Source organism: Streptomyces sp. NPDC014882, from assembly GCF_043081325.1.
GTDB lineage: Bacteria > Actinomycetota > Actinomycetes > Streptomycetales > Streptomycetaceae > Streptomyces.
Genome location: NZ_JBIBWL010000009.1, coordinates 253,031 through 268,870 on the forward strand (window position 1 = coordinate 253,031; position 15,840 = coordinate 268,870).

13 protein-coding genes are annotated in these 15,840 nt (G+C 73.0%); 10 read left to right on the top strand and 3 right to left on the bottom strand.

Going from position 1 to position 15,840, the window contains the following annotated elements:
- Positions 1-252 precede the first annotated feature (252 nt).
- Together ACF09K_RS21965 and ACF09K_RS21970 are read left to right on the top strand one after the other, a co-directional pair.
- On the top strand, positions 253-591 hold the full coding sequence (locus tag ACF09K_RS21965; protein WP_392245879.1) for a MerR family transcriptional regulator: 339 nt from the start codon (positions 253-255) through the stop codon (positions 589-591).
- A 244-nt stretch (positions 592-835) separates the two neighbouring features.
- On the top strand, positions 836-1,039 hold the full coding sequence (locus tag ACF09K_RS21970) for a cold-shock protein (RefSeq protein WP_030052720.1): 204 nt from the start codon (positions 836-838) through the stop codon (positions 1,037-1,039).
- A 376-nt stretch (positions 1,040-1,415) separates the two neighbouring features.
- On the opposite strand, the gene ACF09K_RS21975 is transcribed toward ACF09K_RS21970, so the two are convergent.
- On the bottom strand, positions 1,416-3,101 hold the full coding sequence (locus ACF09K_RS21975; protein ID WP_392245881.1) for a ribonuclease J: 1,686 nt from the start codon (positions 3,099-3,101) through the stop codon (positions 1,416-1,418).
- 225 nt (positions 3,102-3,326) lie between these two features.
- On the opposite strand from ACF09K_RS21975, the gene pcaC reads away from it, so the two are divergent.
- The 5 genes from pcaC to ACF09K_RS22000 all read left to right on the top strand — a co-directional run bounded on the left by pcaC (position 3,327) and on the right by ACF09K_RS22000 (position 7,803).
- Positions 3,327-4,628, top strand: a complete 1,302-nt coding sequence (gene pcaC / locus ACF09K_RS21980; protein ID WP_392245883.1) for a 4-carboxymuconolactone decarboxylase — start codon at positions 3,327-3,329, stop codon at positions 4,626-4,628.
- A 148-nt stretch (positions 4,629-4,776) separates the two neighbouring features.
- A complete protein-coding gene (locus tag ACF09K_RS21985) occupies positions 4,777-5,412 on the top strand; it encodes an MBL fold metallo-hydrolase (protein WP_392246017.1) in 636 nt (211 codons plus the stop codon).
- Positions 5,413-5,451: 39 nt separating this feature from the next.
- Positions 5,452-6,231 carry an exodeoxyribonuclease III gene (locus ACF09K_RS21990; protein ID WP_392245885.1) on the top strand — a complete coding sequence of 260 codons (780 nt, stop codon included), beginning with the start codon at positions 5,452-5,454 and terminating at the stop codon, positions 6,229-6,231.
- 200 nt (positions 6,232-6,431) lie between these two features.
- On the top strand, positions 6,432-6,854 hold the full coding sequence (locus ACF09K_RS21995; RefSeq protein WP_392245886.1) for a DUF6278 family protein: 423 nt from the start codon (positions 6,432-6,434) through the stop codon (positions 6,852-6,854).
- Between the two features lie 205 nt (positions 6,855-7,059).
- Positions 7,060-7,803 carry an amino acid ABC transporter ATP-binding protein gene (locus ACF09K_RS22000; RefSeq protein ID WP_392245888.1) on the top strand — a complete coding sequence of 248 codons (744 nt, stop codon included), beginning with the start codon at positions 7,060-7,062 and terminating at the stop codon, positions 7,801-7,803.
- Positions 7,804-8,053: 250 nt separating this feature from the next.
- On the opposite strand, the gene ACF09K_RS22005 is transcribed toward ACF09K_RS22000, so the two are convergent.
- On the bottom strand, positions 8,054-8,815 hold the full coding sequence (locus ACF09K_RS22005) for a hypothetical protein (protein WP_392245890.1): 762 nt from the start codon (positions 8,813-8,815) through the stop codon (positions 8,054-8,056).
- A gap of 140 nt (positions 8,816-8,955) precedes the next feature.
- On the opposite strand from ACF09K_RS22005, the gene ggt reads away from it, so the two are divergent.
- Positions 8,956-10,791, top strand: a complete 1,836-nt coding sequence (gene ggt / locus ACF09K_RS22010; RefSeq protein ID WP_392245891.1) for a gamma-glutamyltransferase — start codon at positions 8,956-8,958, stop codon at positions 10,789-10,791.
- A gap of 104 nt (positions 10,792-10,895) precedes the next feature.
- On the opposite strand, the gene ACF09K_RS22015 is transcribed toward ggt, so the two are convergent.
- The gene (locus ACF09K_RS22015; protein WP_392245893.1) at positions 10,896-13,442 is read right to left on the bottom strand and encodes an ATP-dependent Clp protease ATP-binding subunit; all 2,547 of its coding nucleotides are present in this window, start codon (positions 13,440-13,442) and stop codon (positions 10,896-10,898) included.
- 344 nt (positions 13,443-13,786) lie between these two features.
- Between ACF09K_RS22015 and ACF09K_RS22020 the strand changes: the two genes are divergently transcribed.
- Both ACF09K_RS22020 and ACF09K_RS22025 read left to right on the top strand, forming a co-directional pair.
- Positions 13,787-14,095, top strand: coding sequence for a helix-turn-helix domain-containing protein (locus ACF09K_RS22020; RefSeq protein ID WP_392245895.1), 309 nt, complete (start codon positions 13,787-13,789; stop codon positions 14,093-14,095).
- Positions 14,096-14,275: 180 nt separating this feature from the next.
- Positions 14,276-15,757, top strand: a complete 1,482-nt coding sequence (locus tag ACF09K_RS22025; protein WP_392245896.1) for a hypothetical protein — start codon at positions 14,276-14,278, stop codon at positions 15,755-15,757.
- Positions 15,758-15,840 lie beyond the last annotated feature (83 nt).

The following is a 15,840-nucleotide window of genomic DNA, read 5'->3' on the forward strand; positions in this document are numbered from 1 at the left end:
GAACGGAGGAGCCCAGCGCCATCAGGATCGCCCGGGTGGAAGTCCAGCGCCCGGGTACCGCAGGACATCGATAGTGAGGTGGTCTCCGGTCGAGCAACCGCGATCCCCGCGTCCCCGACAGCGTCTCGGTCGGTTCCGCGGAAACAGAGGGCCGGTGCGGTATCAGGGCCGGCAGATGGTGTAGTAGTTCCTTCGGGGCCCTGGTGCCGGTACGGCGCCAGGGCCCCTCCACGCGTTCCGCAGAGAGGTGCGATGACAGCAGACGACATGTTCGGCCGTCTCGACGACGACGATTACCCCGCCTACACCATGGGCCGGGCCGCTGAGATGCTCGGCACCACACAGGGCTTCCTCCGCGCCATCGGCGAAGCCCGCCTCATCACCCCGCTCCGCTCCGCGGGCGGCCACCGTCGCTACTCCCGCTACCAGCTGCGCGTCGCCGCGCGCGCCCGGGAACTCGTCGACCGCGGGACCCCCATCGAGGCCGCCTGCCGGATCGTCGTCCTCGAGGACCAGCTCGAGGAGGCCCGGCGCATCAACGCCGAACATCGCCGCGCCGCCGCGTCGGCGAACCCGACGGCAGCAGCATGAGGTGAGCGGGCCCGTCGGCGCCGGCGGGCACCGCACGCACGGTTTCACCGTCCGGTGTGATCATTTCCTGTGGTGACACGGTGTGCGGGCGTGTAGCGTCTGTGTCAGCTGTCGTGGTTCGGAATTCCCTCCTGCCCACGCCTTCGGCGTGGGCGTTTTGCTGTGCTGTGCCGCAGGGACCAGGGCGATCACCTCCGTCTGCCACATCGGGTGGGAGGCGTTCATCGACTGGAAGGCATGAGACATGGCTACGGGAACTGTGAAGTGGTTCAACGCGGAGAAGGGCTTCGGCTTCATCGCCCAGGACGGCGGCGGCCCGGACGTCTTCGCGCACTACTCCGCGATCAACTCCACGGGCTTTCGCGAGCTCCAGGAGGGCCAGGCCGTGACGTTCGACGTCACCCAGGGCCAGAAGGGTCCGCAGGCCGAGAACATCAACCTGGCCTGACCTCGCGGACCTGCCCGAGGGACCGCGCACGCCGCGTCCGGTGACCGCCGTCCGGGTGGGCCCTGCCGCCCACCCGGACGAAGGCGCCTGCTCCCGTGCGGGGCCGACACGGATCAGGGGCCGCGCAGCCATGGCTGCGCGGCCCCTGATCCGTTGGTCGGTTGATCCGCCGATCCGCCGATCCGCCGATCCGCCGATCCGTTGATCGGTGGAGGCCCGGGCCCGTGCGGCCTCGGCCCGGGACTTCCCGACCTCGGTCGCCGCAAGCGCCGTCGGGCACCGGAGCCGCATGTCCCGCGCGGCTCCCGTGCGGCTCGGCGGATGCCGCGCCCGGCCCGGTGCCGGCGGGGCCGGGACCGTCCTGCCGGGCCGTGGCTCAGGCGTCGATGATGACGGGGATGATGAGGGGCTTGCGGCGGTGGGTGCGGAACGCCCAGTTCGCCACGGCGCGGGCGATGAGCTGTTCGAGCTGGCGCGCGTCCCCGACGCCTTCCTCGGCCGCGGCGGCCAGGGTCTTCTCGATGACGGGGACGACCGGCTCGAAGGTGGTGTCGTCGTGGACGAAGCCGCGGGCCAGGAAGTCGGGGGCCTCGGCGAGGGCGCCGGTGTCCGCGTCGACGATCGCCACCACCGTGACCACGCCCTCGGCGGCGAGGGTGAGGCGGTCCTTGAGGGACGCTTCGGTGGCGCCGCCGACCTCCATGCCGTCCACGTAGACGTTGCCGGCGGGGACCTTGCCGGTGATGGACGCGCGCCCGTCGACGAGGTCGACGACGACGCCGTCCTCGGCGATCACCACCCGGTCGGGATCGACGCCGGTACGGATGGCCAGGTCGCCGTTGGCCCGCAGGTGGCGCCATTCGCCGTGCACGGGCATGACGTTGCGCGGTTTGACGATGTTGTAGCAGTAGACGAGCTCGCCGGCGCTGGCGTGCCCGGAGACGTGCACCTTGGCGTTGCCCTTGTGGACCACGTGGGCGCCCCACCGGGTGAGCCCGTTGATCACCCGGTAGATGGCGTTCTCGTTGCCGGGGATGAGGGAACTGGCCAGCAGGACGGTGTCGCCCTTGCCGATGCGGATCACGTGGTCGCGGTTGGCCATCCGCGACAGCGCGGCCATCGGTTCGCCCTGGGAACCGGTGCACACCAGGGTGATCTTGTGGTCCGGGAGCTTCTCCAGCTCCTTCGTGCTCACCACCAGACCGGAGGGGACCTTCAGATAGCCCAGGTCGCGGGCGATGCCCATGTTGCGGACCATCGACCGGCCGACGAAGGCGACCTTGCGGCCGTGCTGGTGGGCGGCGTCCAGGACCTGCTGGATGCGGTGCACGTGGCTGGCGAAGCTGGAGACGATGACGCGGCGCGGCGCGGTGCGCATCACCTGCTCGATCGCCGGGTTCAGCTCCCGCTCGGAAGTGGTGAAACCGGGGACCTCGGCGTTGGTGGAGTCGGTGAGGAACAGGTCCACACCCTCCTCGCCGAGCCGGGCGAAGGCGCGCAGATCGGTGATGCGGTCGTCGAGAGGGAACTGGTCCATCTTGAAGTCGCCGGTGTGCAGCACCATCCCGGCCCGGGTGCGGATCGCGACCGCGAGGCTGTCGGGGATGGAGTGGTTGACCGCCACGAACTCGCAGTCGAAGGGGCCGAAGCCGCGCCGGTCGCCCTCGCGCACCCGCACCGTGCGCGGCCGGATGCCGTGCTCCTTGAGCTTGGCCTCAAGGAACGCCAGCGTCAGCTTGGAGCCGACGACCGGGATGTCCCTCCGCTCGCGCAGCAGGTACGGCACGCCGCCGATGTGGTCCTCGTGGCCGTGGGTGAGTACCACGGCCACGACGTCGTCCAGCCGGTCCCGGATCGAGGTGAAGTCCGGCAGGATCACGTCCACACCGGGCTGGGTCTCCTCGGGGAACAGCACGCCGCAGTCGACGATGAGCAGTTTGCCGGCGTGCTCGAAGACGGTCATGTTGCGGCCGATCTCACCCAGGCCGCCCAGGGCGATGACGCGCAGCCCTCCCTCGGGCAGGGGCGGGGCGGCTTTCAGTTCGGGGTGTGGATGACTCATACCCTGACGGTACCCGGAGAGCGGGACAGGGTGATCCACCGCCTGCGTGCCGTCCCGCGCACCCGGGACCACTGCGGACACCGCGGCAGGGAGGGCAAGGCCCTTCGCGAAATCGTCCGCCGCCCCGAACGCTACGCTGCCCGGGAGGTCTTCCACCGGGTCGGGCCCACACAGCCGCAACCCCCGTCGGCAGGGGCAGTCGTGAGAGATGAGAGGGTCTGACGGGTGAGCGAGACACCACCGAACACCCTGCAATACCGCTTTGACGGGCCGGGAGACGCTCCGGTCCTGATCCTGGGCCCCTCACTGGGCACCACCTGGCACATGTGGGACCGGCAGGTCCCCGAGCTGGCCCAGCAGTGGCGGATCTTCCGGTTCGACCTGCCCGGTCACGGCGGGGCGCCGGCCTATCCGGCGGGTTCCGTCAGCGATCTCGCCGAGCGGCTGCTCGCCACGCTCGACGCGCTCGGCGTGCAGCGCTTCGGCTACGCGGGCTGTGCGCTCGGCGGCGCGGTCGGTGTGGAACTGGCGCTGCGTCGCCCCGAGCGGGTCGCCTCGCTCGCGCTCATCGCGGCCTCGCCGCGGTTCGGTACGGCGGACGAGTTCCGCCAGCGCGGGGTGATCGTGCGGACCAACGGCCTCGACCCCATCGCCCGCACCTCGCCCGACCGCTGGTTCACCAGCGGCTTCGCCGCCGCCCAGCCCGCGATCACCGAGTGGGCCGTACAGATGGTGCGCACCACCGACCCCGGCTGCTACATCGCGGCCTGCGAGGCGCTCGCCTCGTTCGACGTGCGGGCCGAACTCGGCAGGGTGGGCGTGCCGACGCTGGTCCTCGTCGGATCGGACGACCAGGTCACGGGCCCCGCCGAGGCCCGCACGCTCGTCGCGGGCATCCCCGACGCACGGCTCGCCGTCGTTCCCGGCGCCTCCCACCTGGTGCCGGTCGAGCAGCCCGCCGCCGTCACCGACCTGCTGGTCCGGCACTTCTCCACCGCCTGGCAGCCGGCGTACGAGCACAGCACGGGGCAGACCGCCGTCCCCGGCGTCTCCCTCAGGCCGGTGCAGTCCCCGCCGCCGCCGACCGCGCCGATCGCCGAGATCGCGCCCGCGCCCGTGGCGGTGCCCCAGCAGGTCATGGGCCGCCCCGACCCGTACGACGCCGGGCTGAAGGTGCGGCGTGAGGTCCTCGGCGACGCCCATGTGGACCAGGCGCTGGCACAGGCCGACGACTTCTCGGGCGACTTCCAGGAGCTGATCACCCGTTACTCCTGGGGCGAGGTCTGGGACCGCCCCGGCCTCGACCGGCGCTCGCGCTCCTGCGTCACCCTGACCGCGCTGGTGGCCGGCGGGCACCTCGACGAGCTGGCCGCCCACACCCGTGCCGCCCTGCGCAACGGCCTCACCCCGGACGAGATCAAGGAGGTGCTGCTCCAGACGGCGGTCTACTGCGGCGTACCGGCCGCGAACAGCGCGTTCCGCGTGGCGCAGCAGGTCATCCGGGAGGAGACCACGCCCACCGAGTGAGCCGGCCGCCGGGCGGAGGCAGGATGGACCCATGACCCCCACCACCCCCGACCGGCCCACCACCCCCGGCCGGGCCGGCGCATCCCGCCGGCCCGGCACCTCCCACCGGTCCAGGAATCCCGAGACTCCCATGACGCCCCCGGCTCCCCTGAAGCTCACGAAGAAGTCGCACGCCTGTGTCCGCCTGGAGAAGGACGGCCGCACCCTCGTCCTCGACCCGGGCGGGTTCACCGAGGCGGACGCCGTGCTCGGCGCGGACGCCGTCCTCGTCACGCACGAGCACCCCGACCACTTCAGCGAGGAGCGGCTGCGGGCGGCCCTGGAGACCGACCCGGCCGCCGAGATCTGGACCCTCCGGTCGGTCGCGGAGAAGATCGCGGGCGCCTTCCCGGGACGCGTCCACACCGTCGGCCACGGGGACGCCTTCACCGCGGCGGGTTTCGACGTCCAGGTCCACGGCGAACTGCACGCCGTGATCCACCCGGACCTGCCGCGCGTCACCAACATCGGCTTCCTGATCGACGACGGCCGCGTCTTCCACCCCGGCGACGCCCTCACCGTCCCCGACCACCGGGTGGAGACCCTCCTGGCCCCGGTCATGGCCCCCTGGAACAAGATCGCCGAGGTCATCGACTACGTCAGGGAGGTGCGGCCGCGGCGGGTCTACGACATCCACGACGCCCTCCTCACCGACCTCGCCCGCCCGATCTACGACACCCATCTGGGCAACCTCGGCGGCGCCGACCACCAGCGGCTGGCGTCGGGAGCGTCGGCGCAGATCTGAGCGAGGCCGCTGTCGGACCCTGCGGGTAGGTTGTCGTCCATGCGCATCGCGACCTGGAACGTGAACTCGATCACCGCCCGCCTGCCGAGGCTCCTGGCCTGGCTGGAGAGCAGCGGCACCGACGTGCTCTGCCTCCAGGAGGCCAAGGTCGCCGAGGCGCAGTTCCCGTTCGACCAGCTGCGCGAGCTGGGCTACGAGGCGGCGGTCAACGCCACCGGACGGTGGAACGGCGTGGCGCTGGTCTCCCGGGTCGGCCTCGAGGACGTGGTCAAGGGCCTGCCCGGCGATCCGGGGTACGAGGACGCCGTCGAGCCCCGCGCGATCTCCGCGACGTGCGGTCCGGTCCGCCTCTGGTCGGTCTACGTCCCCAACGGCCGGGAGGTGGACCACCCGCACTACGCGTACAAGCTGCAGTGGTTCGAGGCCCTCAGGGCCGCCGTCGCCGGCGACGCGGGGGGCAGCCGCCCCTTCGCCGTGCTGGGCGACTACAACGTGGCGCCGACCGACGACGACGTGTTCGACCCGGCCGTCTTCGAGGGCTCCACCCACGTCACCCCCGCCGAGCGCGCCGCCCTCGCCGCCCTGCGCGAGACGGGCCTCTCCGACGTCGTCCCGCGCCCCCTGAAGTACGACCACCCGTTCACCTACTGGGACTACCGCCAGCTCGGCTTCCCCAAGAACCGCGGCATGCGCATCGACCTGGTCTACGGCAACGCGCCGTTCGCCAAGGCCGTGAAGGACTCCTACGTCGACCGCGAGGAGCGCAAGGGCAAGGGCGCCTCGGACCACGCGCCGGTCGTCGTCGACCTCGACGTGTAGGCCCGTGCGCGGGGCCGGCCGGTGCGGGGGAGCGGGCCGGGCCGGCGACCCGGCCCGGTCCGGCCGGCCGTCCCGGCGCCGCGGGGAAAAGCGCCGTGTGCCGGCCGGTCCACCGGGTGGGCGGGGAAGGGGAGTCCGGCCGCTCGCGGCCGTCCGCGCGCCTGTGGTGCGCACGCCGGTGTGAATGTCACGCTGGGCGTATGAACATCCCTTTCCTGGGCAGCAGGCGCAAGAGGCACGCCGAGGCGACGCTGACCGCCGCGGACCCCGAAGGGGTCGCCGAACTCCTCTCCGAGTGCGAGTTGCTGCGCACCCTGGCGGAGCGGGAGGGCATCCGGCTCGACGACACACCGGCCTCGTTGGAGGCGCTCGACCAGCTGCTGCCGCGCTGGCGCGACGACGCGGAGATCCTGCCGTGGCTGGGCAACGACGCGGGCCTCTACCTCGGCACGGTCATCGTGCGCACCGTCCCCGGCGCCGCCTGGGAGGTCTGGCCCGGCGGTCAGCCCGTCGTACGGCTCGCCTCGGGCCGGGAGTTCGACGTGGTGACGGCCGGACAGGAGTGGGCCGTGAACGGCGTGCCGGAGCTGTCCCAGCACTACGGCGAGGTGGCGGAGGTCTGAGGCGCGGGGCGGGGTGCGCGGCACGGACGCAGGGCACGGGCGTGCGGCGGCCGGCGGCGGGGTGTGTGGCACGGGCGTGCGGCGGCGGTCTGCGGTGGGGCGTAAATACGGCTAATGTCCGAAAGGTGCGTGTCGCGTCTTTCCGTGGGTTTTGTCTGGATAGTTTGCGGCAGCACGGGACAGCCGAGAGTGAGTAGGGCTGCGCATGGCCGTCGATCCGTTGATCGAGCTGCGTGACGTCAACAAGTACTTCGGGGAGCTGCATGTCCTCCAGGACATCGACCTCACGGTCGGCAAGGGGGAGGTGGTCGTGGTGATCGGCCCGTCGGGGTCGGGCAAGTCGACGCTCTGCCGGGCGGTCAACCGGCTGGAACCCATCGAGTCCGGCACGATCCTGCTGGACGGCAGACCGCTGCCGGCGGAGGGCAGGGAACTGGCCCGGCTGCGCGCCGACGTCGGCATGGTCTTCCAGTCCTTCAACCTGTTCGCGCACAAGACCGTCCTGCAGAACGTGACACTGGGCCAGATCAAGGTCCGCAAGGTGGACAAGGCGAAGGCCGAGGAGAAAGCCCGTGCCCTGCTCGACCGCGTCGGCGTGGCCGGCCAGGCCGACAAGTACCCCGCCCAGCTCTCCGGCGGCCAGCAGCAGCGCGTGGCCATCGCCCGGGCCCTCGCCATGGAGCCCAAGGCGCTGCTGTTCGACGAGCCGACCTCCGCCCTGGACCCGGAGATGATCAACGAGGTGCTGGAGGTCATGCGGCAGCTCGCCCGGGACGGCATGACGATGGTCGTCGTCACCCACGAGATGGGCTTCGCGCGGTCGGCCGCGAACCGCGTGGTCTTCATGGCCGACGGCCGCATCGTCGAGGACCGCGGCCCGGAGGAGTTCTTCACCGATCCGCGCAGCGACCGGGCCAAGGACTTCCTCTCCAAGATCCTCAAGCACTAGGTCCGTGCACGCCCGCACGACCCCCGGCGGCCCTCGTCTAGGATGGGTCGTTCATCCGGGCCGCAGGGGCAGCACTCAAGGAGCCATACCCGCCCGGCGCCGGCCGGAGATCACTGTTCGCACAGCGGAATCGCCCCGTACGACGGGTCGTTCGCCGGCGAGGAGAAGGTCAGCCGTGCGCCGGACGGGTTGTGCTCGCTGTGGAGCGGGCCGACCGCGTCCACGCCCCACCGCCGGCCGGTGGCGGGGATCAGGACGCGCGGTGCGAGGTGCGGGAGGAGACGGACTGCGCGGGCAGCGGCGTCTGGGCCGCCCGCGTCACGTCCGCCACCAGTTCCACCACGTCGGGGCCGTACGCCTGGGAGTTGACGACCTTCAGCAGCAGCACGAAGGAGTTGTTCCCGTGCTTGCGGTGCAGGCGCTCGTGATGGCGGGCCAGGTAGCGGGTGGCGGCCTGGTTGGTGATCGCGCGCTGGCCGCAGAAGAGGAACACCGGCCGGGCGTCACGGCGTTGGGCGGCGGTGAGCCGGGCCAGCAGCACGTACTCGGTGACGCCCGCCTCCATCCGGTGGCGTTCGGTGCCGATCTGGAACGCGCCCCGGTCCGGGCCCGGTTCGGCGTCGACGTTGACCCGCACCCCGGGCAGCAGGGCCGACATGTGCGCCATCATGCGCCGGTTGGAGGCGGGACCGCCGACACAGAACTCGGTGCGCTCCCCGAAGCCCTGCTGGGCCGCGTCCTGCGTGACCACCTGGACGTTGGCGCCGCAGTCCTTGACCAGCGCGGACAGCTCCAGGAGCGCGAACACGTCGATGCGGTGGACCGCGGGCTCCGGGGACGCCGGATCGCGGTTGACGACGAGCAGGCACTCCGAGTTGTCCGGCAGCCCGAAGAAGGCCTGCTTGCGGCGTAGTCTCCGTCGCCAGAGGTAGGTGCGGGCCACCCAGCCGAGCGCGGCACTGATGCCGGCCGCGACCACACCCAGAACGATGTTGCGCACGTCGTCATTCATGGGCGCGCATAGTAGTGGGGTCCCATGGCCGGAACGTACCCGTGTTCGATGCGGCAGTCGTACGACACTGCCCGGAAGGGGCTGTCGGGGCACGGGTGTTGTGGTTACGCTGCGCGGACGTTCCCGGACTGGAGGTACGGATGCGTCGCTCTGTCGCGCGGAAACTGTCGGCCGCGCGGAAACTGTCGGTCCTGGCGGTCTCGGCCGCCGTGGTCTCGGTGGGAGCGGCGGCGCCACCCGCCGCCGTCGGGAAACCCGCCGCCGGGAGGGCGCCGGCCGAGAAGGTGCCCGTCGCCGTGGGCTACGGCGGCGCCGTGGCCAGCGTCGACGCGGACGCCTCCGCGGCCGGCATCGAGGTGCTGCGCAAGGGCGGCAACGCGGTCGACGCGGCCGTCGCCACCGCCGCCGCCCTCGGCGTCACCGAGCCCTACTCCTCCGGTATCGGCGGAGGCGGCTACTTCGTCTACTACGACGCCAAGTCCCGCGGCGTGCGCACGATCGACGGCCGGGAGACCGCGCCGCTGACCGCCGGACCGGACCTCTTCCTCGAGAACGGCAAGCCCCTCGCCTTCGCCGACGCCGTCAGCAGCGGCCTCGCCGTCGGCACCCCGGGCACGCCGGCCACCTGGGCGACGGCCCTCGACCGGTGGGGCAGCAGGAAGCTCGGCACGCTGCTCAAGCCCGCCGAGCGCCTGGCCCGCGACGGCTTCACCGTCGACGCCACCTTCCGCAGCCAGACCGCCGCGAACGAGGCGCGCTTCCGCCACTTCCCCGACACCGCCGAGCTGTTCCTGCCCGGCGGACAACTCCCGGTCGTCGGCTCCACCTTCAAGAACCCCGATCTCGCCCGCACCTACGCCGAGCTGGGGCGCAAGGGGGTCGGCGCGCTCTACCGGGGCGACATCGCCGAGGACATCGTCGCCACCGTCGACAAGCCTCCGGTGGACCCGGCCTCGGGCTGGAACGCCCGGCCCGGCGACCTGTCCGCGAAGGACCTCGCCGCCTACCGCGCCAAGCTCCGGGCGCCCACCGAGACCACCTACCGCGGCCTCGGCGTGTACTCCATCGCCCCCTCCTCCTCCGGCGGCACGACCGTGGGCGAGGCCCTCAACATCCTGGAGCGGACCGACCTGTCCGAGGCGAGCCGGGCCCAGTACCTGCACCGGTTCATCGAGGCCGGCCGCATCGCCTTCGCCGACCGCGGGCGCTGGGTCGGCGACCCCGCCTTCGAGGACGTACCGGTGAAGGAACTGCTGTCGCAGCGGTACGCCGACTCGCGGGAGTGCCTCATCAGGGACGACGCGGTGCTGACCAGCCCCCTCGCGCCGGGTGACCCGCGCCGTCCGGCCGACTGCGCCGGCGGCGGCACGGCGGCGCCGACGACGTACGAGGGCGAGAACACCACGCACCTGACGGTCGCCGACAAGTGGGGGAACGTCGTCTCCTACACGCTCACCATCGAGCAGACCGGCGGCAGCGGCATCACCGTCCCCGGCCGCGGGTTCCTCCTCAACAACGAGCTGACGGACTTCTCCTTCGCCCCGGCGAACCCGGCCGTGCACGACCCGAACCTGCCCGGTCCGGGCAAGCGGCCGCGCTCGTCGATCTCGCCGACCATCGTCCTCGACCGGCACCACCTGCCGGTGGTGGCCCTCGGTTCGCCCGGCGGCGCGACCATCATCACCACCGTGCTCCAGACCCTCACCGGGTTCCTCGACCGCGGGCTCCCGCTCGTGGACGCCATCGCGGCACCCCGCGCCAGCCAGCGCAACACCGCCCAGACGGAACTCGAACCGGGCCTCTACGGCAGCGACCTCGCCGGGCAACTGGAGTCCATCGGGCACTCGTTCAAGCTCAACCCGGAGATCGGCGCCACGACCGGCGTGCAGCGGCTGCCGAACGGCAAGTGGCTGGCGGCGGCCGAGACCGTGCGGCGCGGCGGCGGTTCGGCACAGGTGGTGCTGCCGGCACCGTAGGACGCGGGCGGCATCACGCCGTGCGCCGTATGCCGTGAACCGTGTGCTGTGTGCCGTGAACCGTGTGCGGTGAGCCGCCGGCCCGGTCGTCCGGGCCGGCGGCCTCACAGCTCGGGAGCGGGTGCCTCGTCGTGGCTCGTGCGGAACGCGAGCCGCCCCTCCTCGACGTCGACCGTCACGGCGGCGCCCTCCCGGACCTGCCCGTCGAGCAGCAGCCGCGACAACCGGTTGTCGACCTCGCGCTGGATGGTGCGGCGCAGCGGGCGGGCGCCGTACTCGGGCTGGTACCCGCGTTCGGCGAGCCAGTCGACGGCGGCGTCGGAGAACCGCACGGTGATGCCCTGGGAGTGCACCAGCCGGCGGGTCCCCTCCAGCAACAGGTCGGTGATCCGCCGCAGTTGCTCCGTGCTGAGCTGCCGGAAGACGACGATCTCGTCGATGCGGTTGAGGAACTCCGGCCGGAAGTGCTCGCGCAGCGGGCGCAGGATCTGCTCCCGCCGCGCCTCCTCGTCCGCGTCCGTGCCGCCGGCCCCGAAACCGATGCCGGCGCCGCGCCGCGTGATCGCCTCCGAACCCAGGTTGCTGGTCATCACGATCACCGTGTTGGTGAAGTCGACCGTACGGCCCTGGGCGTCGGTCAGCCGCCCGTCGTCGAGGACCTGGAGCAGGACGTTGAAGACGTCCGGATGGGCCTTCTCCACCTCGTCGAGCAGCAGCAGCGAGTACGGGTGCCGGCGCACCGCCTCGGTCAGCTGGCCCGCCTCCTCGTGGCCGACGTACCCGGGCGGGGCTCCCACCAGGCGGCTCACGGTGTGCCGTTCCTGGTACTCGCTCATGTCCAGGCGGACCATCCGCTCCTCGCTGCCGAACAGCGCCTCGGCGAGCGCGCGGGCCAGTTCGGTCTTGCCGACGCCGGTCGGGCCGAGGAACAGGAAGCTGCCGATCGGCCGGTCCGGGCTCGACAGCCCGGCACGCGAGCGCAGCACCGCGTCCGAGACGACCCGCACGGCCTCGTCCTGGCCGACGACCCGCTCGTGCAGGTGCTGCTCCAGGCCGAGCAGCCGGTCCTTCTCCTCCTGGGTGAGGCTGGCGACGGGAATGCCCGTCTGCCGGGACACGACCTCGGCGATCGCCTCGGTGGTGACCTCCAGGTGCTGTCCCTCGTCGACCTCGCCGCCCCCGGCCGCGTCCGTCATCCGCTGCTTCAACTCGACGATGCGGTCCCGCAGTTGGGTGGCCTGCTCGTACTGCTCGTCGGCCACCGCCTGGTCCTTGTCGCGGGTGAGCTGCTCGACCTCGCGCTCCATGGCGCGCACGTCCGTGCCCTTCGTGCGGGCCCCGAGGCGCACCCGGGCGCCCGCCTGGTCGATGAGGTCGATGGCCTTGTCGGGCAGCCGCCGTTCGGTGAGGTAGCGGTCGGACAGCTCCACGGCCGCCACCAGCGCCTCGTCGGTGTAGCGGACCTGGTGGTGGGCCTCGTACCGGTCGCGCAGACCGCGCAGGATCTCGACGGCGTCCGCGGCCGACGGCTCCGGCACCAGGATCGGCTGGAACCGGCGGGCCAGCGCCGCGTCCTTCTCGATCCGCCGGTACTCCTCCAGCGTCGTCGCGCCCACGACGTGCAGCTCGCCACGGGCCAGGGCCGGCTTGAGGATGTTGCCCGCGTCCATCGAGCCGGACTCCCCGCCACCGCCCGCGCCCACGACCGTGTGCAACTCGTCGATGAACACGATGAGCTGGTCGGAGTGCTCGCGGATCTCGGTCACGATGGCGTTGAGGCGCTCCTCGAAGTCGCCGCGGTAGCGGGTACCGGCGACCACGCCGGTCAGGTCCAGGGCGACGACCCGGCGGTCGGCCAGCACGTCCGGCACGTCGCCGTCCGCGATGCGCTGGGCGAGCCCCTCCACGACCGCGGTCTTGCCGACCCCCGCGTCACCGATCAGCACGGGGTTGTTCTTGCCGCGCCGCGACAGCACCTCGATCGTCTGCTCGATCTCGTCCTCCCGGCCGATCACCGGATCGATCCGCCCCTGGCGCGCCAGGTCGGTGAGATCCCGGCCGTACTTGTCCAGGGTGGGCGTGGACGTGGACCGCTGCCGCTCCTGGCGGGACTGCGGGGGCATGGCGTCCGGGGACTCGGACGGGCCGGCGGACGGCGCGAAGCGGGCCGCGTTGAGGATGTGCCCGGCCGCGGAGTCCGGGTTCGCGGCGAGCGCGCTCAGCACGTGCTCGGGACCGATGTAGCCGGCGCCGCGCGAGCGCGCCAGGTCGTGGGCGTCCAGCAGGGCCCGCTTGGCGGCCGGCGTCAACGACAGCGAGGTGGGCGGCGGCACCTCGCCCGGCGGGTGCTGTACGGGGCCCGAACGCTCGTCGATCTCCGACGCGAGGGAGTCGGGGTCCGCCCCGGCGCGGCTGAGCAGACTGCGCGTCGGCTCCGCCGAGAGGGCGGCGCGCAACAGGTGCTCGGTGTCCAGATCGCGGCTGCCGTGCTCGGCGGCGTACTGCGCCGCACCGCGGACCAGCTCCCTGGCCGGCTGGCTGAGGAGCTGGCCGATGTTGATCTGGCGGGGGCCGGGGCGGGGCCCGCCGAAGAAGCGGGCCAGGAATTCACCGAAGGGGTCGCCCTCCGGGCCGATGTAGCCGCTGGTCATGGCGTTCCGTTTCCATCGACTGCGTTGCCGGTGCCGACGAGTTTCCTGTCCGTGCCGGGCTACACCACGATGACACGTTCCTTTTGGGGCGGCATGTCCTGTGAAGGCGTGCGAGGGAAGGCGACGTCCAGCGATGTCCTGCGCGGCCCTCCTGTGGCACTTCCGTGGTCCTGCCTCATGGCCCTTCTGCGGTCCTGTGCGGTGCTGTGCGGCCCCGCGGCCGGTCCGGCCCCAGTGGCGACACCCCGCGTCGACGGCCCGGACCGCCTCGTGCCGGGCGCCGGTCGAGGGGCCCGCCCTCGATTCCGCCCCGCCAATTGTTATACCGGTATTAGAATGGCCGCATGGTACGCACCCCGCTGACCCCCGAAGAGCGTGAACGCGGAGAGCGGCTCGGCGCGCTGCTCCGCGAGGCCCGAGGCGGCCGCAGCATGGCCGTGATCGCCGCGGCCGCCGGCATCTCCGCCGAGACGCTCCGCAAGATCGAGACCGGCCGGGCGCCGACCCCGGCCTTCTTCACCGTCGCCGCCCTCGCCCGTGCGCTCGGCCTGTCCATGGACGAACTGGCGGCGCGGTGCGCCTTGGTGGCGGTCCCGCAGGGGGGCGCGGTCGAGGTGGCCGACGCGACCGGCGCGGTCGGGCGGGTCGCCTGAGCGGTCGCCCTCCGTACGGGGACCCGCTCCCTCGGCCGCCCTCGGCCGCCGTCGGTCGTCCTCGGTCGGCGGGACTGCGGGAGATCGCCGCGTCTTCTCCGAAAACTCCCCGTAGCCACGCCGTAACACGCATGGTGTTCCCTACGGACCGGAGTGTTCCGGTCGGGCGGGAGCTGGACGATGACTTTGGATCAACTCCCAGGGCGACTGAGGGAGTTCGCGAACCACCTGGACGGACTGCTGGCGCGCCTGGACCAGGGCGCCGGCTGGTGCGCGGTCTTCTGGCAGCGCGACCCGGAGGGTATGCGTGCCTGCCTCGACGGCCGTGAGGTGCCGCCCTGGGACGTCGTGGAGGCCCTCCTCCAGGACTTCGCCGCGCGCTACGGCGCACCGGCCGCCGCCCGGGAGGCGGAACGGGCCGGGCCCCTGCACGACGCGGCCCTCGCCGCCCAGGACGCCCGCCCCGGCGCCCGCGACGCCCTCCGGGACCGGCTCGACGTCATGCTGCGCGAACAGCGCCACGCCGCCGGCCGACAGGCCGAGCTGAGCCGTCTCCTCGCCGCCGCGACCACCCGCCAGGAGGCCGAGGCCCTCCGTCTCGACCTCGCCTGGGCCCACGACGACCACGAACGGGCCACCGCACGCTGCGCCGAACTCCGCCGCCGCCTGACCGACGTCGACCGACGCACCGGCGGCGGCCTCGGTGGCGGTCTTGACGGCGGTGCCGGCGGGAGCGGTGCCGGCCGGGACGAGGGCCGGCGGCCCCCGTCCTCCTCGGAGTCCCCGTACCTTGAGCCGGCTCCCGTCCAGGCCCCGGCGGCCTCCGACGCCCGCGGCCCGGGGGAGGCCGCCGTACCCCGCGGCCCCGCCCCTGACGGCTCCGCCCCGGGCGACGGCGCCCCCGCCCCCGTCCCCAGGCAGCGCAAGCGCCGCCGCGGCGGCGCGCGCTTCGCCGGGATGGCCGAGGAGGCGACCGCCCCCGTCGCCGTACCGCCCGCCGCCGGGGCACCGCTGCCGGCGCCCGCGCCCCCTCCGCGCCGCACCCCGCGCGGTGCCCGGTTCGCCGGGGCCGCCGCAGAGGAGCGGCCCCGGCCCGGGCCGTCGGCCGATCCGTCGGCCGGGCCGGGGGACGCGACGGCCCGCGAGGAGACCGCCCAGGCGGTGGAGCGGCTGATCCGGCTCCGCGCCGAGGGCCGCAGCGGCGAGGCGCACGTGCTGCTCGTCGAGCTGGCGTACTGGCCCGCCGCCCGGATCCCGCTGCTCGCCGCGAGCCTCCAGCGGTCCGGGCTCACCGCCGACTGGACGACCCTGCTGTGGGAGGCGGCCTCGCTGCCTGCCGACCGGCTCGTCGCCGCGGCGGACGCCCTGGTCGAGGCGGGCCGCACGGCCGACGGCGAGCAGATCCTGCGGCAGGGCGTCGCCCGTCCGGCCGGCGAGATCGGAGCGGCCGTCGGCGCCCTGGCGGCCGCGGGCCGCCGCCGCGAGGTGGACGCGCTGCTGGACGCCTACGTCCGGGTCCGCACCCCCGAGGAGGCGGCCCGCAGCGTCGCCCCCGACCCGCGGCTCCTGGTTCCGCTGCTGCTGGCCGCCGCCCGCGGCGTGTCGGACGAGCGGCACTGGGACCTGGTGCACGCCCTGCGGGTCGCCGGCTTCACGACCTGAGCCGTGGCCCGCCGGTACGCCGTACGCCCACGACTCACCCACCGGAGTGTGAAACGTGATCGACTCCGCGGGTTGACGGCGAT

Bases quoted from the DNA above. Each gene is read 5' to 3' on its own strand.
- ACF09K_RS21965 (WP_392245879.1), top strand. From the start codon at position 253: ATGACAGCAGACGACATGTTCGGCCGTCTCGACGACGACGATTACCCC.
- ACF09K_RS21970 (WP_030052720.1), top strand. From the start codon at position 836: ATGGCTACGGGAACTGTGAAGTGGTTCAACGCGGAGAAGGGCTTCGGC.
- ACF09K_RS21975 (WP_392245881.1), bottom strand. From the start codon at position 3,101: ATGAGTCATCCACACCCCGAACTGAAAGCCGCCCCGCCCCTGCCCGAG.
- ACF09K_RS21990 (WP_392245885.1), top strand. From the start codon at position 5,452: ATGCGCATCGCGACCTGGAACGTGAACTCGATCACCGCCCGCCTGCCG.
- ACF09K_RS21995 (WP_392245886.1), top strand. From the start codon at position 6,432: ATGAACATCCCTTTCCTGGGCAGCAGGCGCAAGAGGCACGCCGAGGCG.
- ACF09K_RS22000 (WP_392245888.1), top strand. From the start codon at position 7,060: ATGGCCGTCGATCCGTTGATCGAGCTGCGTGACGTCAACAAGTACTTC.
- ACF09K_RS22005 (WP_392245890.1), bottom strand. From the start codon at position 8,815: ATGAATGACGACGTGCGCAACATCGTTCTGGGTGTGGTCGCGGCCGGC.
- ggt (WP_392245891.1), top strand. From the start codon at position 8,956: ATGCGTCGCTCTGTCGCGCGGAAACTGTCGGCCGCGCGGAAACTGTCG.
- ACF09K_RS22015 (WP_392245893.1), bottom strand. From the start codon at position 13,442: ATGACCAGCGGCTACATCGGCCCGGAGGGCGACCCCTTCGGTGAATTC.
- ACF09K_RS22020 (WP_392245895.1), top strand. From the start codon at position 13,787: ATGGTACGCACCCCGCTGACCCCCGAAGAGCGTGAACGCGGAGAGCGG.
- ACF09K_RS22025 (WP_392245896.1), top strand. From the start codon at position 14,276: ATGACTTTGGATCAACTCCCAGGGCGACTGAGGGAGTTCGCGAACCAC.